Below are 20,205 nucleotides of genomic sequence, written 5' to 3' on the forward strand. Positions count from 1 at the left end.
GATGACGACCGCGACCACACAGGTGACCACCGAACCGCTGCGGCTCGCCGGTATCAGCAAGCACTATGCCGGCGTCCGCGCCTTGCAAGGCGTCGACCTGCGGCTGACCTCCGGCGAGGTGCACGCGCTTCTCGGCGAGAACGGCGCGGGCAAGTCGACGCTGATGGGCATCGCGTCGGGCTCGACCGTGCCCGACGAGGGCGGCGAGATCGTCATCGACGGCGAGCCCGTCGCGCAGTACACGCCGGCCGTCGCCACGGCGGCCGGCATCGCGATCGTCCACCAGCACCCGGCGGTGCTGCCGGACCTGACCGTCGCCGAGAACATGCTGATCGCGGTACCGAAGCAGCACCGCCACGGCGAGCGCTGGATGCAGGCGTTGCTCGACCGCGTCGGCTGCACGGCCGACCTCAAGGTCCGCGTCGAGACGCTCGGCGTCGCCGACCGGCAGCTGCTCGAGCTGGCCAAGGCGCTGGCGCTCGAACCGCGGGTCCTCATCCTCGACGAGCCGACCGCCGCGCTCGGCGCCGACGCCGTCGAGGTGCTGTTCGCCGAGGTCAGACGGGCGGCCGAGGTGGGCACGGCGGTCGTCTACATCACCCACCGGCTGGCCGAGGTCCGGCAGCTGGCCGACCGGGTCACGGTGCTGCGGGACGGCACGGTGCAAGGCTCGGAACGGGTCGACGACATCACCGACGACGAGATCCTCCGGATGATCGTCGGGCGCGCGGTCGAGTCGACGTTCCCGCCCAAGCGCGCCTACCGCCCCGACGCGTCACCGGTACTGACGGTGGAGCGGCTGGCCGGCCCGGGCTTCGACGACGTCTCGTTCACCGTGCGGCCGGGCGAGATCGTCGGGCTGGCCGGGATCGTCGGCAACGGGCAGGCCGAGGTGCTGCGCGCGCTGGCCGGCCTGCTGCCGGCTCACGGCACCGCCCGGCTGATCAACAGTGACGTCCCGCTGGGTGACCCGGTCGCGGCCCGCAGAACCGGAGTCGCGTACCTGCCCGCCGACCGGCACGGCGAGGGTCTGCTCATGCGGCTGTCGGTGCGGGAGAACGCCGCGATCGGGGCGCTGCGACGCTTCGTCCGCAACGGCCTGGTCTCCGGCTCGGCCGAGCGGACGGCCGTCGCCGAGCAGAGCCGGGACCTCGACATCCGGACGCCGTCGGCCGAGGCCCCGGTCTCGGCCCTGTCCGGCGGCAACCAGCAGAAGGTCGCGCTGGCCCGCGCCCTGCTCAGCGAGCCCGCGCTGGTGCTGGCCGACGAACCCACCCAGGGCGTCGACGTCGGCGCCCGGGCCGAGATCTACCGGATCCTGCGCGATGTCGCCGAGAGCGGCGTCCCGGTGCTGGTGGTCTCGTCCGACGGCAAGGAGCTCGAGGGGCTCTGCGACCGCGTGCTCGTGCTCTCCCGCGGACACCTGCTCACCGAGCTGACCGGCGACGAGGTCACCGAGGAGCGGATGACCGGCGCGATCGTCACCTCGACGACGCACCGGGTCGAGGAGAGGCCCGGCACCACCAGCCGGATCCCGGCGCCGATCCGGCGGTTCGTGGTCGGCGACTACGGGCCGCCGGTGATCCTCGCGCTGGTCATCGCGCTGCTGGCGCTGTACACCAGCACCCGCAGCGACCGGTACTTCTCCCAGTTCAACATCGCCTCGGTGCTCCTGCTGCTGGCCGCGCTCGGCTTCATCGCGATGGGCCAGCTGGTCGTGGTGATGACCGGCGGCATCGACCTGTCGGTCGGGCCGCTGGCCGGGTTCCTGGTCGTGATCTCGTCGTTCTTCGTCAACGACGGGAAATCGGCCGGGACGATGGTCCTCGGCCTGGTGCTGATGCTGCTGGCCGCGCTGGCGTCGGGGCTGGTCGCGGGCGTGCTGGTGCGGTTCGCCGGGTTCACGCCGGTGGCCGCCACACTGGCGCTGTACATCGCGCTGCAGGGGTTCTCGCTGCTGCTGCGCCCGTTCCAAGGCGGCTACATCAGCGGTTCGGTGTCCGACGCGCTCGGCCAGGGGCTCGGCCCGATCCCGGTGACGTTCCTGGCGCTGGTCGTCGTCGCCGTGGCGCTCGAGTTCGCGCTGCGGCGGACCCGCTGGGGGCTGCACCTGCGGGCCACCGGGTCGAACGAGGAGTCCGCTCACCGGCTCGGCATCCGGGTGACCCGGACCGTCGTCCTCGCCTACGTCGTCTCGGGCGCGCTGACGTTCTTCGGCGCGATCCTGCTGATGGCCCAGATCGGCGTCGGCGACCCGGCCCAGGGCGTCAACTACACGTTGACCAGCGTGACCGCCGTCGTGCTGGGCGGCGCCAGCCTGCTGGGCGGGCGGGGATCGTTCGTCGGCGCGTTGCTCGGCGCGGCGCTGATCCAGCAGATACTCAACGCGACGATCTTCCTCGACCTCAGTCAGTCCTGGCAGTACTTCTTCCAGGGCCTGCTGGTGCTGGCCGCCGCCGCGGTCTACAGCCAGGCCGGTCGTCCGGCCCGCCGTCGCAGCCGCGCCGCCGGGAACTCGGCGGCCGGTGGAGGCCTGTCCGCCGCTCCTGAAGGGCTACAACCATGAAAGCTGCGGTGTTCCACGCCGCCCGCGACATCCGGGTCGAAGACGTCCCGGAGCCGGTCACGCACGCCCCCGACGAGGTGCTCGTCGAGGTCGCCTGGTGCGGCATCTGCGGCACGGACCTGCACGAATACACCGACGGGCCGATCGTCACGCCGGTGGCGCCGCACCCGCTGACCGGCGCGACCCTGCCCCAGGTGCTCGGCCACGAGTTCTCCGCGCGGGTGGTGGAGGCCGGGCCAGAGGTGACCGACGTCGCCGTCGGCGACCGGGTCGCGATCATGCCGGCGATCGTCTGCAACCGGTGCCGGATGTGCCGCCGGGGGATGGGCCACCTCTGCGAGCGGTTCGCCTGCACCGGGCTGTCGGCCGAGACCGGAGGCCTGTCCCGCTTCGCGGTCCTGAAGGAGTACCAGGTCGCGAAGCTCCCGGATGCTCTGTCGGACGAGGCCGGCGCGCTGATCGAGCCCGCCGCGGTGGCGGCCTACGGCGTCGACCGGGCGGGCGTCGACGGTGGGGACATCGTGCTGGTCACCGGGGCCGGGCCGGTCGGCGGGCTCTCGGCCCTGTACGCGAACGCGGTCGGCGCCGGGCTGGTCATCATCGCCGAGCCCAACCCCAACCGGGCCAAGCTCGCCCGCGGCCTCGACGTCGGCCCGGTCCTCGACCCCACCGCGTCGACGTTCGCCGAGGAGCTGGCCGACCTGACCGACGGCGCCGGCGTCGACGTGGGCGTCGAGTGCTCCGGCACCACCCCCGGCCTCGGCACCCAGATCACCGCGGTGCGCCGGGCCGGGCGGGTCGTCCAGACCGGCCTGCACACCAAGCCCGCGACGCTCGACGCGATGGCGCTGGCCGAGAAGGACCTGTCGCTGTTCGGCAGCTGGTGCTACCGGCTCACCGACTGGCCGCGGATCATCCGCCTGGCCGCGACCGGCCGCTACCCGGTCGAGAAGGTCCTCACCAACCGGATCTCGCTCGACGCGGTCGTCCCGCAGGGCTTCGACGCGCTCGTCGACCCGCTCTCCCAGGACCTGAAGGTGCTGGTGCGTCCATGACGATCCACCGCGATCTGCACCACGTCGGCATCACGGTCCGCGACCTCGACGAGAGCCTGGCCTGGTACGAGCACGTCTTCGGCCTCCGGCCGGCGTTCGTCTACTTCACCGACCCCAACGGGGTGACCCTCGAACTGTTCCAGGAGAACCGGCATGGCTGACCGCAGAGCGCTGATCATCGGGGCCACCGGTATCACCGGAGGCAACACCGCGGCCCGGCTGCTGGCCTCCGGGTGGGAGGTGCTCGGCGTCTCCCGGAGCACGCCGGTCGGGATCCCGCACGTCCGGGCCGACGTTCTCGATGCGGACGCCACTCGCGCAGCGCTGAGCGGCCTCGGTGCCACTCACGTGTTCTTCTGCACCTGGTCGCGGCAACCCACCGAGGCCGAGAACATCGACGTGAACGGCGCGATGCTGCGTAACGTCCTCGGGGCCGTCGGCGCGGTGGAGCACGTCGCGCTGGTGACCGGGCTCAAGCACTACCTCGGCCCGTTCGAGGCCTACGCGCAGAACCCGGCCAAGCCCCCCTACCGGGAGAGCCAGGGCCGCCTGGAACACCCGAACTTCTACTACGAGCAGGAAGACATCCTGTTCGAGGCGGCCGCCCGGCAGGGGTACTCCTGGTCGGTGCACCGTCCGCACACGGTAATCGGCTACGCGCTCGGCAACGCGATGAACATGGGCGTCACGCTCGCGGTGTACGGGACGATCTGCCGCCTGACCGGGCGTCCGTTCGTGTTCCCGGGCTCGGTCGAGCAGTACACCGGCACCACCGACCTCACCGACGCCCGGCTGCTCGCCGCCCAGCTCGAATGGGCCGCGACCGCACCGGCCGCCCGCAACGAGGCGTTCAACATCGTCAACGGCGACACGTTCGCCTGGCGCGAGATGTGGCCGACCGTCGCGGCCGGCCTGGGCGTGACCCCGGCCGAGTACCCCGGGCACCCGACGCCACTGGTCGACCAGATGGCCGACGCGGGACCGGTCTGGAAGCAGATCGCCGACGACCACGGCCTGGTCGAGTCCGACGTCACCCGGCTGGCGCCCTGGTGGCACACCGACGGCGACCTCGGTCGCACGGTCGAGACCCACGCCGACATGGCCAAGAGCCGGGCCGCCGGGTTCACCGCCGCGCAGGACAGCCACCGCTCGTTCCTCGACCTCTTCGACCGCCTTCGGGCCGAGGCCGTGATCCCCCCGCTGGAGGCCTGAATGAAAGCCGTGCAGTTCACCGGCGTCGGCGACCTCGGTCTGTTCGACTTACCCACACCGACGCCCGGCGACGACGAGGTGCTGATCGCCCTGCGGGCGGTCGGGATCTGCCACTCGGACTTCGAGCTGCTCGACGGGCGCTACATCATCCCGTTCGAATACCCGCTGATCCCGGGCCACGAGTGGTCCGGCGTGATCGCCGGGGTCGGGCGGGACGTCCGCGGGTTCGCGGCCGGCGACCGGGTGCTCGGCGAGTGCGTGATCGGCGACGACCACTTCGGCTTCAGCATCTCCGGGGCCGCGGCCGAGTACTTCCTGGCCCGTCCGGAGTGGCTGCACCGGGTGCCGGACGAGCTGACCGACACCCAGGCCGCGCTGGTCGAGCCGTTCAGCTGCGCGTACTACGCGGCGATGAAGGCCGGCAACGTCAACGGCAGCGACACCGCGGTGGTGTTCGGGGCCGGGCCGATCGGGCTGGGCTGCGTCGCCGTGGCCGCGACGCTCGGCGCGCGGGTGATCGCGGCCGAGCCCTCGGCCGAGCGGGGAGCGCTGGCCCGGCAGCTGGGGGCCGACGAGGTCGTGGACCCGACGTCCCCGGACTTCCTCGACCGGGTCGCGTCGCTGACCGACGGCCGGGGTGCGTCGGTGGTGATGGAGGCGTCCGGCAAGCCCGCGGCGATGGCCGCCGCCCTGGAGGTCGCCGGGTTCGACGCCCGGCTGGTCAACATCGGCATCGACGTCGGCGGCAGCGCGCCGGCGAAGCTCGGGCTGATCCAGTCCAAGCGGCTGCGGATCCAGGGCACGATCGGATCGCCCGGCGTCTGGCCGGAGACCCTGCGATTCCTGGCCCGGACCGGGCTCGACCTGTCGGCGATGGTCACCGAGACGTTCGGGCTGGCCGACGCGCCCAAGGCCTACGAGGCCGCACCGCGCAACATCAAGGTGCACATCACCGGGGCGTCCTCGTGAAGGCGCTGGTCCTGCACGCGGCCGGCGACGCCCGGCTCGAGGAGCGGCCCGAGCCACCGGCCCCGCGCTCCGACGAGGTGACGCTGCGGATCGTCCGGGCCGGTCTGTGCGGCACCGACGGCAGCGAGTTCGCCGCCGGTCCGATCATGACGCCGCTGGAGAAGCCGCACCCGGCCACCGGCGTGCACGGGCCGGTGGTGCTCGGGCACGAGTTCATCGGCGAGGTGGTGACCGCCGGCACCGATTCGCCGTTCGCGGTCGGCGACCGCGTCGCCGCCGGCGCCGGGGTCTGGTGCGGGGACTGCCGGTGGTGCCAGGACGGGCGCCCCAACCTCTGCGCCCGCTACTGGACGTTCGGGCTGTCGACCGACGGCGGGCTGACCGAGCGGGTCACGGTGCCGTCGCGGATGCTGCACCCGATCGCCGACCACGTCAGCGACGACAACGCGGCGCTGGCCCAGCCGCTGGCCGTCGGGTTGCACGGCGTATCCCGGAGCCGGATCCGGTCCGGGGACCTCGTCGTCGTCAACGGTGCCGGAGCGATCGGGTCGTTCCTGATCGCCGGGGCGGTCGCGGCCGGTGCCGCGGCGGTGCTCGCGGTCGACGTCGACCCCGACCGGCTGGCCACCGCGGTCCAGCTGGGCGCGACCCACACCGCCCACGCCGACGACGCCGACGACGCCGTGCGGGAGCTGTCCGGCGGCGACCTGGCCGACGTGACGATCGAGGCCAGCGGCGTGGCGACCGGGATGGCGACCGTTCAATCCCTGACCCGCCGGGGTGGAACGGTGCTGCTCGTCGGGTTACCCAAGAAGCCGGTCACCTTCCCGGCCGTCGACCTGATCCTGCGCGAGATCGACGTGGCCACGACCGTGGCGCACGTGTGTGACGAGAACCTGCCGGCCGCGCTGGACCTGCTGGCCTCGCGCGATCTGGCGAGCCTGCTGGTGGAGAAGGTCGTCGGGCTGGACGACGCGATCGAGGGCGCACTCGCCCCGCTCTCCCGGGGCGAGGCCCGCGGCAAGCTGCTGGTGGCGCCGTGAGCACGTTCGTCGCAGTGTGCGGGTCGGGACGGATGGGAGCGCAGCTCGCCCGGCGGATCGCCGGGGGCGGGTTCCCGCTCACGGTCTGGAACCGCACGGCGAGCACCGCCGAGGCGCTCGCCGCCGAGCTCGGGATCGACGCGGCCGCGAAGCCGCCGGCCGCGGACCTGGTGATCGTGATGGTCACCGACGGCAACGCGCTGCACGCGGTGCTCGACGATCTGCTGCCGGTGCTGGCGCCGGGTGCGCTCGTCGTGGACTGCTCGACCAGCGGGGTCCTGGCGACCCGGCGGGCGGCCCGGCGCTGCGCCGACGTCGGCGTGGCCTTCGTCGACTGTCCGGTCAGCGGCAGCACGGCCGTCGCCGGTCGCGGCGAGCTCGGCCTGATGGCCGGCGGGTCGGTCACCGACGTCGAACGGGCCACCCCGGTCCTGCGGACGTTCGGCCGGACGCTGGTCCACGTCGGACCGGTCGGGGCCGGCGCGGCGGCGAAAGTCGCCGTGAACGGACTGCTGCACACGTTCAACACCGCGCTGGCCGAGGTGCTCGTCGCGGCCGAGCGGCAGGGCGTCGACCGGACCGCGCTCTACGAGGTGCTGGCCGGCAGCGTGCTGTGGAACACCTACCTGAGCTACAAGCGCGACGCCTACCTGAGCCCGTCCGAGGAGGTCGCGTTCGACCTGGCGACGGCGGCCAAGGATCTCGGGCTGGCCGTCGACGCCGCGGCCGGGCTCCCGGGCTCGGTGACCGGCCGCGCGCACGAGATCCACCGCGACGCCGTGGCCGCCGGATACGGCGACCGCGACATCGCCGCGCTGGCCGGCTGGTTCGCCGGCGCTTCAACGGAGAGGAACTGACGTGGGCATTCACACCTACGGGACCAACGCGGTCGACTGGGAGCAGCGGATCGACTACGACCGGCTGCGCGACGCGCGGCTGGCCAAGCTGCGGGCCCAGCTGGAACAGTCCTCGCTCGGAGCCGTGCTGGCGTTCGACTTCACCAACATCCGGTACATGACCTCGACGCACATCGGTACCTGGGCGGTGGACAAGCTCATCCGCTTCTCCCTGCTGGTGCGCGGCGGCGAGCCGATCATCTGGGACTTCGGGTCGGCGGCCCGGCACCACCAGCTCTACAACCCCTGGCTGTCGGCGTCGTCCGAGGACCCGCACGCGCCGCACCACGACGCGTCGACCGGACGCGCGCGGGCCGGCATCTCCACCCTGCGAGGGGCGTTCCATCCCGACACCGGCGTGGCCGACGAGGTGGCCCGCAAGATCAGGACCGAGCTCGAGGCGGCCGGGTTGCTCGGCGAGCCGCTCGGCGTCGACGTCATCGAGCTGCCGATCCTGTTCGCCCTGCAGCGGGCCGGCATCCAGGTCGTCGACGGCCAGCAGGTGTTCATGGAGGCCCGCCGGATCAAGACCCGGGACGAGATCAGCCTGCTCACCCAGGCCGCGTCCATGGTGGACGCCGCCTACGACCGGCTCTACGAGTTCCTCCGCCCCGGCGTGAAGGAGAACGAGTGCGTCGGCCTGGTCAGCAAGACGCTCTACGACCTCGGGTCGGAGTTCGTCGAAGGGGTCAACGCGATCTCCGGCGAGCGGTGCGCTCCGCACCCGCACGTCTATTCCGACCGCATCGTGCGCCCGGGCGACCCGGCGTTCTTCGACATCCTGCACAGCTTCAACGGCTACCGGACCTGCTACTACCGCACGTTCGCGGTCGGCTCGGCCAGCCCGGCGCTGCGTGACGCCTACGTGCGCTGCCGGGAGTACATGGACAACGCGATCTCGCTGGTGCGACCGGGCGCGACGACCGCGGACATCGTGTCGGTGTGGCCGACCGCGCCGGAGTTCGGGTTCGCCGACGAGGAGGCCGCGTTCGCGCTGCAGTACGGGCACGGCGTCGGGCTCTCGATCTGGGAGAAGCCGATCTTCTCCCGGCTGGTCTCGCTCGACCACCCGGAGGTGCTGGAGGAGGGGATGGTCTTCGCGCTGGAGACCTACTGGCCGGCCTCCGACGGCTGGTCGGCGGCGCGGATCGAGGAGGAACTGGTGGTCACGGCCGACGGCTGTGAGGTCATCACGAAGTTCCCGGCCGAGGACCTGCTGGTGGCCGGCCAGCGGTACTTCGCGGTCGACGGTCCGCTGCCCACGACCCGGGAGTCGCAGTCGCACCTGAACACGAAGGCCGGCACGGCGGGACGCTGACCGGACCGCGGTCCGCGAGCCCACCGGGACGGTCCCGGTGGACTCGCGGCCGCCGCTATCCGGGGGGCGAGATCAACCCGCCGGCGAAGAACAGGAAATAGAGCGTGCCGACGAACGCGGCCATGATCGCACCACCGACCACTCTGCCGCCGATCCGCCCGTGCGTGCCGGCCCAGATCGCCAGGCCGGCCACCGCGAACGCACCGAGCACGATCTCCTGCAGCACGATGTGGGTCGTCGACATCCCCGCCGCGTCGGCGAAGCGGGCCAGCAGAATCATCTCGACGAGTTGAATCGGCACGGTGAGCAGCGCGAAGTTGCCCAGCGGCCGTGGGTCGTAGCCCTTGAGCTGCACGATCGTCGTGGCCAGGAACTGCAGGCCGTACATTGCGGTGATCGCCGAGAACAGCAGCTGCAGCCGGACCGGCGGACCCTCGGCTCCCAGCGGAGCGGCGACGATCAGGTGGGCCGCCATGAACAACAGCGTGACGGCACCGAGAAGACTGGCGGAGACGGCGACCGCCTTGGTCGCGGTCTCGGAGTCCTGATCCACTCCCAGGTTGGCCAGGCCGTTGCCCCACAGCGCGAAGGCCAGCCCGACCATGCCGAGCGTGACCGGTGCGAGTCCCATCAGATGAAGATGTCGAGGGGGAGGACCGCGGTGACGACGAAGTTCGGCACGTCGACCATCTCGGAGATCTTCAGGTCGACCGCTACCGAGCAGATGGTGTAGGCCTGCTGCTCGTCGTATCCCCACTCGTCGACGAGGTACGCGATCATCTGGTGCAGCGCGTTGGCCGCGGCGAGGCTGGTGTCCTCGGGCTCGTTCGTGCCGTCGGCCCGGATCGGAAGGCCGGTCGTGGCGTAGAAGCGTTTCGGTGCCTGCCAGGCCGGCTCCATGATGAAGCCGTCCCGGAAGAACTGCAGGCCCTGCACCCCGCGCCGCTCGGCCTCGCCCTTGCGCAGGTGCAACTCGGCGGTGAACGTCGCGGCGACCTCGATCGCGGTGCCGCAGACCTCGCCGTCGCCCTGCGCGAAGTGGGCGTCGGCGACCGAGAACAGCGCGCCCTCGGTCGCGACCGGGATCAGCATCGTGGTGCCGGCGGTGAGCTGCTTGATGTCGATGTTGCCGGCGATCTCGCGGGGCGGGATCGTGCGCAGGGCCTCGTCGGCGATGGCCGGATCGGCGGGGACGGCACCGCGTGGCTGCGGACCGTTGACCGCACCGCCGCGAGACAGCAGTTCCGCCTCCCGGCGCAGGTAGGCCTCGCGCAGGGACGTCGAGGGGGCCACTCCGATCGACCCCATGAACGGCGCTCCCGGGATGCGGACGCCGGGGATCTGCTGGCTGGTGGCCCAGTTGTCGGCGATGTCCCACTTGGTGATGTGCGGCGCCTGGTACGTGTCGCGCAGGAACCCGAAGCCGGGAACCTGGACCGTGTAGCCCCACCGATCGCACCGGGTTTCGCCGATCCGGACCTCGAGCAGGTCGCCGGGCTCGGCGTCACGGACGTAGACGGGGCCGGTGTGGGGATGGACGAGGTCGGTCGTCGCTCGGCCGACGTCGTCGTTGGTGGTGTCTTTGTCGAACTGGGAGTCCCAGGCGTCGCGCGCCTCCAGGACGACCGTGTCCCCGGGGTCGATCGTGAGGATCGGCGGGATGCCCTCGTGCCAGCGGTTGTGCCCGGTGTGGGGCTCCTCCGCGAGGGTCTTCTTCTTGTCGATCTTGACGTAGTGCGTTGTGCCAGCCATGAGAACAGACAACTCTGCGGCGAGCGGCCGGGACAGGCATTTCGCGCTCGTCGCCCGGCGATACGCGCACCGCGGAAAGCGAGTTACACGGAGTACATCCGCGCCCAATACGGCGGCAATGAGCTGCGACGACTCTCAGCCCAGGATCCGGATGCGGAGGATACGACATGGCACTCGGGAAACTCTCGGAGCAGATACTCGAGCGCCTGCCTCGCCCGGTGTGGGTGGTCGACGGCGGTGGCGAGATCGCCTTCGCCAACCTGGCCGCCGCGGCGGAGCTCGGGTGGTCGGACCCGCATGCGCTCAACGGCCTGCCCAGCCACGAGACCGCACATCATCGGCACCCCGACGGCTCGGACTATGCCCGCGACGACTGCCGGGTGTTGCGCCACGGAACCCCGTTCCCGTACACCCCGGCCGCCGACGAGTGGTTCATCCGCCGCGATGGCAGCATGTTCCCGATCGCCTGGTCGTGCACGCCGATCGACCTACCCGGAGGCCCGGGGACGATCGTCGCCTTCGACGACGTCAGCGAGCGCCGCGAACGGGTCCGCGCGCATCGCGGTGCGCTGTGGGAGGTCGTCCGAGCCGAGCTGCCCAATCCGCGGGCGACGCCCGACCGGGACGCGTTGATGGGACGGATCCGTCGCTTCGTCGCGGAGAACGCTACCGATCCCGACTTGGACCCCGCGGTCGTTGCCCGGGTCCACCACGTCTCGCTGCGACTGCTGCAGGCGCTGTTCGCCGAGACGGGCTCCTCGCCGGCGCGCTTCATCCGCGATCAGCGTCTGCTCGAGGCGCGCCGACTACTCGACGCCGGGGAGTCGATAGCCCGCGCCGGGGCGCTGAGCGGCTTCCCGGACCCGGGAACGTTCACCCGGGCCTTCCGACGGCGATTCGGTTGCACCCCGTCGGCCTTCCTGAACGGCTATCGAGTGCTTCCCTGAGCCGGGGCCCACGCCGAGGGCAGCGGTGGCCGGCGCGTCGGGGCGGTCACGTCCGGACCAGCGGCGACGACCACTGCGCGTACGTGGCCCGGACCCGTTCGCCGGCCGCCGGCGGTGCGCCCAGCTCCTCCAGCGCCAGCAGCGCCGCGCCGACCAGCGGAGAGACGGCCGGGATCCGGAGTGTCGCCCGGGGCGCGACGGCCAGGATCCGGGCCCGGACGTCGTCGAGCAGCACCTCGTGCCCCGCCGCCAGAACGCCGCCACCGAGGACGACTTCCACCGGCTGGTCGGTGAGGTTCAGCCGGCGTAGCGCGACCCCGGCCATCAGGGCGATCTCCTCGGCCTGGCGGGCGACGATCGTTCGGGCCACCTCGTCGCCGGCCGTCGCCGCCTCGAAGAGGAGCGGGGCCAGTTCGTGCAGACGGGACGGTTCGATGCGTTCGAAGTGCAACTCCTCGGCCACCGCGGCGGCCGAGCCGACGCCGAAGTGTGCGGCGATGGCCGGGGCCAGCGCGGTCGCCGGGCCGCGACCGTCCTCGGCCCGGGCCGCGACGAACATCGCCTCCTGGGCCAGGCCGGCACCGCCTCCCCAGTCTCCGCTGAGCTTGCCGAGCGCGGGAAAGCGGAAGACCGTTCCGTCGGTCCCGACGCCGAGGCAGTTGATGCCCGCGCCGCAGATGACCGCGACGCCGGACCGGCCCGCGGTGCCACTGCGCAGCAGGGCGACCGTGTCGTTGCCGACCACCGTGCGCCGGCCGAGCGCCAACCGCTCCAGCCACCCCCGATACCGCTCCACCTCGACCGGAAAGTCCGCGTTGGCCAGATAAGCCGCAACCAGCGCCACCGCCGGCCCCTCGCCCCCGGCCACCGGCCCGGCCACCCCAGCGCCCGGCCCGGCCACGCCGACCCCCGCTCCGGCCACGCCGGCTCCCGGCCCGGCCGCCTCCAGAACCCTCCGGATGACGTCGACCAACGCGGCCATCGCCACCTCGACCCCGTCCTGCACCGGACGGAACCCCCCACCGCGGGCCGTCGCCAGCACACTCCCATCGGCCCGGAGTGCGATCGCGTCGGTCTTCGAGTTCCCCGCGTCGAGCGCGACGACCACCGTCACTGGGCCCAGGCCAGGTACGCCGCATTCTCCGCGATCAACCGATCAGCCAGCCGGTTGGCCACGTCCCACTGCCCGACGAGCGGATGGGCCAGCAACGCCGCCACCACGCGGTCGCGGCCACCCCGCAACGCCGCGTCCAGCGCGAGCTGCTCGTACCCGGCCACCCCGGCCACCAGCCCGGCCAGACCCGGCTCCACCGGCGAGACCGGCAGCGGCCGGGCCCCGTGCGCACCGATCACCGCCGGCACCTCGATCGTCATGTCGTCCGGCAGGAACGGCAGCGTGCCGTCGTTACGCACGTTCACCACCTGGACGTCCCCCCGATCGGCGACCAGCGACGCGACCAGCGCGACCGCCGCCTCCGAGTAGAACGCCCCGCCCCGCTGCTCCAGCAGCGCCGGTTTGGTGTCGACGGACGGATCCGCGTACAGCTCCAGCAACTGACGCTCCATCGCGGCCACCTCCGACGCCCGCGACGGCGCGTGCCGCTGCTCGTCCACCACGACGTCGTGCTCGTAGAAGTAACGGAGGTAGTACGAGGGCAGAGCCCGGAGCAGCGTGATCAGTTCACGAGGCTGGCGGACGAGCGCAGCGAGTCGGTCGAGGTCACTCGAAAAAAGCTCGGGCAGCACGTCCCGGCCGTCGACGTGGACCGACCGCTCCCAGGTCAGGTGATTGAGCCCGACGTGACCCAGCGAGACCCGCTCCGGCGTCACCTCCAGCAACTCGGCGAAGAACCGCTGGAATCCGATCGCGACGTTGCACAGCCCCAGCGCCCGGTGCCCCTCCTGAAGCAGCGCCCTGGTCACGATCCCGACCGGGTTCGTGAAGTCGACCAGCCACGCCTCCGGCGCCACCGCCCGGATCTGCTCGGCCAGCTCCAGCACGACCGGCACCGTGCGCAGCGCCTTGGCGAATCCACCGGCCCCGGTCGTCTCCTGCCCGACGCACCCGCACTCCAGCGGCCAGGTCTCGTCCCTGGCCCGGGCCGCCTGGCCACCGACCCGGAGCTGGAACAGCACCGCGGTCGCACCGTCGGCGGCGGCCGCGACGTCGTCACCGGGAACGACCTTGGCCGGGTGGCCGGCCCGGTCGAGCATCCGGTCGGCCATCGCGGCCAGCAGCTCCCGGCGCTGGACGTCCGGATCGAGCAGGACGATCTCGGTCACCTCGAGCGTGTCCCGCAGCCGGGCGAAACCGTCGATCAGCTCGGGGGTGTAGGTCGAACCGCCGCCGACCACGACGATCTTCATGCCCGGACTCCCGTCAGCGTGACGCCTCGGACGAACGCCCGCTGCGCGAAGAAGAAGACGACGACCACCGGCAGCATCACCAGCGCGGTCGCGGCCAGGGTCAGGTTCCAGTTGCTGTGGTGGGCGCTCTTGAACGTCTCCAGGCCGTAGGAGAGCGTCCAGGCGTTCGGGTTCTCGCTGGCGTAGATCTGCGGCCCGAAGTAGTCGTTCCAGAGCGCGAAGAACTGGAACAGCCCCACCGCGACCAGTGCCGGACGGGCCATCGGCACGATGACGTGCCAGACCTTGCGCAGTTCGCCGCAACCGTCCACCGAGGCCGCGTCGAGCACCTCGTCGGGGAGCGTCAGCAGGAACTGCCGGAGCAGGAAGATCGAGTACGCGTCGCCGAAGGCGAGCGGGATGATCAGCGGCCACAGCGAGCCGGACAGGCCCAGGTCCTGCGACCAGACGACGTACATCGGGACGATGACCACCTGGGGCGGGAGCATCATCATGCTGATCACCAGGAACATCGTCAGGTTGGCGCCGCGGAAGCGGAACTTGGCCAGCGCGATCGCCGGGAACAGGCTCGACACCAGCGTCAGCGCGGTCCCGACGCCCGCATAGACGAGCGAGTTGCGCCACCACACCAGGAACCCGGGCGTCCGGAACACGTGCTCGTAGTTGCTCCACTGCCAGGTCGTGGGCCAGAAGCTCCCGTCCAGCGCCTGCCGGTCCGACATCACCGACGTCAGGAGCAGGAACACGATCGGCAGGACGAACAGCAGGGCCAGGCCGATCGCCACCGCGTGCGTGGCGATCCACACGAGCACGTCGTCGCGACGCTGGGTCTTGGGAGGTGCCGAGGTCACTACGCGGTCGGGCCGGGCCATCGTCGTGGTCATCGTCTACCTCCGGGTCGAGACGAGGCCGCCGCTGCCGCGGACCAGCCCGACGGTGCAGGCCATCGCGACGACGAACAGCACGACGGCGATGACGCTGGCCGCGCCGGTGTCGAAGTGCTGGAAGCCGAGCGAATAGATCAGCTGCGGGAGCGTGAGCGTGGACCCGTTCGGATAGCCCGGCTCCACGACCGTGCCGCCGCCGGTCACGACCCCGCTGGCCACCTGCCCGGCGACGAACGCCTGGGTGTAGTACTGCAGGGCCGCGATCACCCCGGTGACCGCCGAGAACAGGATGATCGGCTGGATGTTCGGCAGCGTGATGTACCGGAACCGGCGGATCGCACCGGCCCCGTCGAGCTGCGCCGCCTCGTACTGTTCGACCGGTACGTCCAGCAGCGCGGCCATGAAGATCACCATCAGATCGCCGATGCCCCACAGGCTCAGCAGCACCAGCGCGGGTTTCGACCAGGCCGGGTCGTTGAACCACGACGGCGCCGGCAGCCCTACCGCCCGCAGCACCCGGTCCAACGGTCCGTTCGGGTTGAGCAGGAACACGAAGACCAAGGTGGACGCCACCGGCGGCGCCAGATAGGGCAGGTAGAAGATCGTCCGGTAGATTCCCCGGCCGCGCCGGACGCTGGTGACCAGCAGCCCGACGCCGATGCCGAAGACCACCCGCAGCGAGACCATGACGACGACCAGCCAGACCGTGTTGCGCACCGCGGGCCAGAAGTCGCCGTTCTGCGTGAAGACGTACGACCAGTTCTGCAGCCCGACCCACTCGGCCGGGTTGATCTGGTCGTAGTGCTCGAACGAGTACAGCACGGTCGCGCACAGGGGATAGACGAAGAACAGCGCGAAGCCGAGGAGCAGCGGCGAGAGGAAGCCGACGATCGTCAGCCGGCGGGCCATCTCAGCGGCCCGCCTGCTTCAGCGACGCCGCGATCTGCTGGTCCAGCTGCTCCAGCCCGGCCTGGAGGTCGGGCACCTGCCCGGCTTCCCACTTGTAGCTGAACTGCTCGATCAGCGTCAGGTAGGCGTCGCCGTCGGCGGTGGGCACCGGCGAGACCGTGTTCTTGTCCTGCGCGATCTTCACGAACGTCTGGAACTTCGGGTCGGCGAGCAGGTTCGGCGCGGCCAGCGCCTCGTAGGTCGACGGCACGTTGTGGATCGTGTTGGCGAACGTCACCAGCGCGTTCGTGTCGGTCGTGAGGAACTTGACCAGCTCCCACGCGGCCGGTTTGTGCGACGACTTGGCCGGGATGCCGATGACCGTGCCCGACGTCCAGCCGCGGCCGTACTGGTCGGCCAGGTTGTCGGGCACCGGGAGCGGCGCGGTCGCCCAGCCGAACTTGACGCCGTCCTGGTCGAGGTTGGCGGTCCGCCACTCGCCGTCCAGCTGCATCGCGACCTTGCCGGCCTCGAACGCGTTCTGGGCCGAGAACTCGTCGCCGAACGTGTTCCGGTAGGCCTCCAGCTTCCGGTAGCCGCCCAGCGCCTGCTGTAAGCCCTTCATGTACTGCAGGTACGGCTTCACCGCCGGGTCGGTGGCCATCGTCGGCTTGCCATTGGAGTCGAAGTAGGTGACGCCCCACTGCGGCATCGTGTGGCCGGCCGTGTTCTCGTAGCCGTGGAAGTTCGGCATGAAGCCGAGCTGGGCGTAGCCGGTGCTGGTCTGCTTGGTCAGCTTCACCGCGTCGGCCTGCAGCTCGCTCCAGGTCTTCGGCGGCGATTTGATGCCGGCCTTGGCGAACAGGTCGGTGCGGTAGTACAGCCCGAACGTGTCGGCCTCCAGCGGGAGCGTGCACTGGTTGCCGTCGAGCGAGGTGTACTGCGACATCGACTTGACGTAGACCCGGTCCTTGTCGACCTTGTCCGCCTTCAGATAGGTGTTCAGGTCGACGAGCGCCCCGCCGCAGAACGCGCCGACCTTCGTCGTGTCGAACGACGAAACGACGTCGGGGGCGCTGGACGTCCGGACGCCCTGGAGGATCTTGTCGTCGGTGACGTTCGAGACGGCCTTGACCTTGATGTTCGGGTGCAGTTTCTCGAACGCGGCGATGTTGGCGTTGATCGCCTTCAGCTCGCTCGGCTGGCTCCAGCCGTGCCAGAACGTGATCGTCTGGTCGGCCGACGCCGGAGTGTCCTTGTGCCCGGAACTGGGGGCGCAGGCGGCCAGCGCCGTCAGTGCGACCAACGCGGCGGCCGCGAGCCGCGGCCGGAAGACAACGGGAGTCATCGGGGGTTCCTCCGTCCTGAGGTCCGGGTGGCGGGCTGCGCCGTGCCCGGTCGTTCCTGTCCGGTGCTCGCGAAGATCGCCTCGCGCAGCCGGGCCAGCGCCATCCGGCGCGCGCCCGCCAGCACGGGGTCGCTGGTGATCCGGCCCAGCCGGGCCGGGACGGCGGTGATGCCGAGCGAGGCCACCTCGCGCTCCACCCGGCTCCGCAGTGGCTCGCCGCCGGCCTGCAGCAACGGGCCGGAGAGCACGATCAGCGCCGGGTCGACGACCACCACCATCGCGGCCAGCCCGGTGGCGTAGCGGGTGGCCAGTTCGTCCAGGAACCCGTCGGCCTCGGGGCCGGCCGCGACCGCGCGCCGGATCAGCGTCTCGGCCGTCGCCCCGTGCAGACCGAACCTCCGGCCCAGGTCGAGGACCGCGCGGCCGCTGGCCGCGCGGTCGAACCCGCCGGTGGCCCTGGTGACGTTGCGAACCAGCGGCTCGCCCGGCACCGGCAGGAATCCGACCTCCCCGGCGCTGCCGGTCACCCCGCGGTGCAACGCACCGCCGAGCACGAGTGCGGCCCCCAGCCCGCTGGCCGACCAGAGAAGCACGAACGTCTCGACGTCGACGGCCGCGCCGGCCTCGTGCTCGGCCAGCGCGACCAGGTTGACGTCGTTCTCCACCTCGACGTCGGCGCCGAGCAGCTCGGACAGCCGCTCGCGCAGCTCGGGGACGCGCCAGCCGGGCAGGTGGCTGGCGTGCTTGAGCACCCCGGCCTGCTGGTCGTACGCGCCCGAGACACCGGCGACGGCATGGCTGATGTGCCCACGCTGCAGGTTCGCGGTGTCCAGCACCTGCGTGTAGACGTCGTCCAGCCGGGCGATCGCGTCCCGGGCGCGGCGGGGGAGCGGCACCTGGAGCTCGGCGACGGTCCGGCCGCCGAGGTCGACGATGAGCGCCTGGATCGCGAAGTGCGTGATGTCGAACGCGACCGCGTGCCCGGCGGCCGGGTTCACCTCGTAGAGCTGGGCCGCCCGGCCCGGGCCGCCGGCCGCGGTCCCGACCGCGACGACCAGCCCGGCCGCCTCCAGGCGGGCCAGCATCTGCGAGGCGGTCGGCTTCGAGAGCCCGGCCAGCGCGCTGACGTCGGTGCGGGTCAGGCGTCCGTGCTCGAGGAGCAGCCGGAGGGCCGCCCGGTCGTTGAGCGCACGCAGCAGCCGTGGCGTGCCTGGCCCGGACTCGTCGGCCACAGCGGCTCCTTGTTAGGAAGGTTTCCAAACAAAGGGCAAGCTAGGGCCGTCGAACTCGGGGTGTCAAGGAGTGGTCGGGCTACTTGACGAAGTTGGTTTCTTCTCGAAACGAGGCCGGCCGGCGACGGTGCCAGTCGGTCCGGGACTGGTAAGCGTCGCCGGCCCGGAGCACGGTGGCGTCGTCGAACGCCGCGCCGATCACCTGGAGCCCCATCGGTAGACCGGCCGCGGTGAAGCCCATCGGCACCGAGAGCGCCGGGTTGCCCATCAGGTTCCAGTACGGCGCGTAGACCGCGTGGAAGTCGCCGGTCTCGAACATCCGGTGCAGCCGGTCGTACGGGGTCGCCGGCACCGCGGCGGTCGGCGTCACGATCAGGTCGACGCGGTCGAGCAGCCTGGCCACCGCCTCCTGCCCGACGGCGCGGACGCGTTGGGCCTGCACGTAGTCGGCGGCCGAGAACACCCCGGCCATCTCCATGTTCGACCGGGTGTTGGCGAAGTAGTCGTCCGCCCGGGTGGCGAGGGTTCGCTGGTGGTAGGCCCGCGCCTCGCTCAGGATGATCACCGTGGACGCGGCCACCACGTGGTCGTAGAGCGGCAGCTCGACCTCGACCAGGTCCGCGCCGAGAGCGGTCAGCTCGGCCAGCGCGGCGTCGAACAGCGGCACCAGCGCGGGGTCGGCGATCGCGCCGGATACCCGGTCCATCCGGTCGACGCCGATCCGCAGGCCCTCCAGCGAACCGGTCAGCAGGTCGGTGTAGCGGGGGACGGGCCGGTCGCTGGTGGTGGGATCGTCGAAGTGGGCACCGGCGATCACCTCCAGCAACAGCGCGCAGTCCCGGGCCGTGGTGGCCATTGGTCCGATGTGGTCGGTCGTCCAACCCATCGGGATACCGCCGGTGCGCGGGACCCGGCCGTACGTCGGCTTGAGGCCGGTGACCCCGCAGAACGCCGAGGGCATCCGGATGCTGCCGCCGGAGTCGGTGCCGAGGCCGCCGAGGAAGGCGCCGGCGATCAGCCCGGACGCGGCTCCGCCGCTCGATCCGCCGGTCCAGCGGGTGACGTCCCAGGGGTTGCGGGGGACGGGGAGCGGCTTGGTCAGGTCGGGGGAGCCCAGGCCGTACTCCGAGGTCAGCGTCTTGCCGACGAAGACTCCGCCGGCCGAGCGGAGCCGCTCGACGGCCGTGGCGTCACGCTGCCCGACTTCTGGAGGGACCAGGCTGCCTGCGCTGGTCGGCCCGTCGGCGGTGGTGAGAAGGTCCTTGATGCCCAGCGGGACGCCGCCGAGCGGGCCGACCGGCCGGCCTGCGGCCCGGTCCCGGTCGATCCGTTCGGCGGCGGCCAGCGCGGCCTCGGGATACCGGGCCAGGAAGATGCCCAGCTCGGAGTCGGTCGCGTCGGCGGCGGCCAGCGCCGCCGACACGAGGTCGACGCTGCGCACCTCGCCGCGGCGGAGCGCCTCGGCCGCCCCGCCCACGGTGGTGACGTCAGCCTCCGCCGGGGCCTGGGCCGCCGCCGACCTGAGCCGGCCGGAACCGGGGCCGCCGTGGCCGCCGTGGCCGGTATCGGGCCGGCCGCCGCCGGAACCGGGCCGGCCTTGGCCGGAGCTGGGCCGGTCGCGGCCTGTGCTGGGGCGGGCCCGGAAGATCGGGGCGGGTTCGGTCGCGGCCGGCACCGGCGCGGCGTACAGCCGAGCGACCATCTCCGCTAGTACGTCCATCGCAA

At 71.8% G+C, this 20,205-nt stretch carries 18 protein-coding genes; 9 read left to right on the plus strand and 9 right to left on the minus strand.

What is annotated here, in order from left to right:
- Position 1 precedes the first annotated feature (1 nt).
- Genes FL583_RS19410 through FL583_RS19445 form a run of 8 tightly spaced genes read left to right on the plus strand, consistent with a single transcriptional unit; the run spans position 2 to position 9,059 of the window.
- Entirely contained in the window at positions 2–2,566 is a 2,565-nt protein-coding gene (locus FL583_RS19410) for an ATP-binding cassette domain-containing protein (protein ID WP_142706100.1), read from the plus strand.
- Positions 2,563–3,621, plus strand: coding sequence for a 2,3-butanediol dehydrogenase (locus tag FL583_RS19415; protein ID WP_142706101.1), 1,059 nt, complete (start codon positions 2,563–2,565; stop codon positions 3,619–3,621). The genes FL583_RS19410 and FL583_RS19415 overlap by 4 nt, the downstream gene beginning before the upstream one ends.
- Positions 3,618–3,782 carry a VOC family protein gene (locus tag FL583_RS19420; protein WP_142706102.1) on the plus strand — a complete coding sequence of 55 codons (165 nt, stop codon included), beginning with the start codon at positions 3,618–3,620 and terminating at the stop codon, positions 3,780–3,782. Before FL583_RS19415 ends, FL583_RS19420 begins: the two co-directional genes overlap by 4 nt.
- Positions 3,775–4,833 (plus strand): SDR family oxidoreductase, encoded by a 1,059-nt coding sequence (locus FL583_RS19425; protein WP_142706103.1) that lies wholly within the window; start codon positions 3,775–3,777, stop codon positions 4,831–4,833. Before FL583_RS19420 ends, FL583_RS19425 begins: the two co-directional genes overlap by 8 nt.
- On the plus strand, positions 4,834–5,802 hold the full coding sequence (locus FL583_RS19430) for a zinc-dependent alcohol dehydrogenase (protein WP_142706104.1): 969 nt from the start codon (positions 4,834–4,836) through the stop codon (positions 5,800–5,802). It begins immediately after the preceding gene.
- A complete protein-coding gene (locus tag FL583_RS19435; protein WP_142706105.1) occupies positions 5,799–6,845 on the plus strand; it encodes a zinc-dependent alcohol dehydrogenase in 1,047 nt (348 codons plus the stop codon). The genes FL583_RS19430 and FL583_RS19435 overlap by 4 nt, the downstream gene beginning before the upstream one ends.
- Positions 6,842–7,702 (plus strand): NAD(P)-dependent oxidoreductase, encoded by an 861-nt coding sequence (locus FL583_RS19440; RefSeq protein WP_142706106.1) that lies wholly within the window; start codon positions 6,842–6,844, stop codon positions 7,700–7,702. The genes FL583_RS19435 and FL583_RS19440 overlap by 4 nt, the downstream gene beginning before the upstream one ends.
- A gap of 1 nt (position 7,703) precedes the next feature.
- Entirely contained in the window at positions 7,704–9,059 is a 1,356-nt protein-coding gene (locus FL583_RS19445; protein WP_142706107.1) for a M24 family metallopeptidase, read from the plus strand.
- Positions 9,060–9,114: 55 nt separating this feature from the next.
- Here FL583_RS19445 and FL583_RS19450 read toward each other — a convergent pair whose 3' ends face one another.
- Together FL583_RS19450 and FL583_RS19455 are read right to left on the minus strand one after the other, a co-directional pair.
- A complete protein-coding gene (locus FL583_RS19450) occupies positions 9,115–9,690 on the minus strand; it encodes a hypothetical protein (protein WP_142706108.1) in 576 nt (191 codons plus the stop codon).
- The gene (locus FL583_RS19455) at positions 9,690–10,811 is read right to left on the minus strand and encodes an acetamidase/formamidase family protein (RefSeq protein WP_142706109.1); all 1,122 of its coding nucleotides are present in this window, start codon (positions 10,809–10,811) and stop codon (positions 9,690–9,692) included. Before FL583_RS19455 ends, FL583_RS19450 begins: the two co-directional genes overlap by 1 nt.
- Positions 10,812–10,978: 167 nt before the next feature.
- Here FL583_RS19455 and FL583_RS19460 point away from each other — a divergent pair, with 167 nt between their 5' ends.
- On the plus strand, positions 10,979–11,758 hold the full coding sequence (locus tag FL583_RS19460; RefSeq protein WP_142706110.1) for a helix-turn-helix transcriptional regulator: 780 nt from the start codon (positions 10,979–10,981) through the stop codon (positions 11,756–11,758).
- Between the two features lie 46 nt (positions 11,759–11,804).
- On the opposite strand, the gene FL583_RS19465 is transcribed toward FL583_RS19460, so the two are convergent.
- The 7 genes from FL583_RS19465 to FL583_RS19495 all read right to left on the minus strand — a co-directional run bounded on the left by FL583_RS19465 (position 11,805) and on the right by FL583_RS19495 (position 20,200).
- Entirely contained in the window at positions 11,805–12,872 is a 1,068-nt protein-coding gene (locus tag FL583_RS19465; protein ID WP_240746741.1) for an N-acetylglucosamine kinase, read from the minus strand.
- Positions 12,869–14,125: a 6-phospho-beta-glucosidase gene (locus FL583_RS19470; protein WP_142706112.1), complete on the minus strand. Its 1,257-nt coding sequence runs from the start codon at positions 14,123–14,125 to the stop codon at positions 12,869–12,871. Before FL583_RS19470 ends, FL583_RS19465 begins: the two co-directional genes overlap by 4 nt.
- Positions 14,122–15,009, minus strand: coding sequence for a carbohydrate ABC transporter permease (locus tag FL583_RS19475; RefSeq protein ID WP_142706113.1), 888 nt, complete (start codon positions 15,007–15,009; stop codon positions 14,122–14,124). Before FL583_RS19475 ends, FL583_RS19470 begins: the two co-directional genes overlap by 4 nt.
- Before the next feature lie 3 nt (positions 15,010–15,012).
- Positions 15,013–15,921 (minus strand): carbohydrate ABC transporter permease, encoded by a 909-nt coding sequence (locus tag FL583_RS19480; RefSeq protein ID WP_142706114.1) that lies wholly within the window; start codon positions 15,919–15,921, stop codon positions 15,013–15,015.
- A 1-nt stretch (position 15,922) separates the two neighbouring features.
- Entirely contained in the window at positions 15,923–17,248 is a 1,326-nt protein-coding gene (locus FL583_RS19485) for an ABC transporter substrate-binding protein (protein WP_142706115.1), read from the minus strand.
- Positions 17,245–18,480: an ROK family transcriptional regulator gene (locus tag FL583_RS19490; protein WP_142706116.1), complete on the minus strand. Its 1,236-nt coding sequence runs from the start codon at positions 18,478–18,480 to the stop codon at positions 17,245–17,247. The genes FL583_RS19485 and FL583_RS19490 overlap by 4 nt, the downstream gene beginning before the upstream one ends.
- 79 nt (positions 18,481–18,559) lie before the next feature.
- A complete protein-coding gene (locus FL583_RS19495; protein WP_205752277.1) occupies positions 18,560–20,200 on the minus strand; it encodes an amidase in 1,641 nt (546 codons plus the stop codon).
- Positions 20,201–20,205: the final 5 nt, after the last annotated feature.

This window comes from Cryptosporangium phraense (assembly GCF_006912135.1).
Classification (GTDB): Bacteria; Actinomycetota; Actinomycetes; order Mycobacteriales; family Cryptosporangiaceae; genus Cryptosporangium; species Cryptosporangium phraense.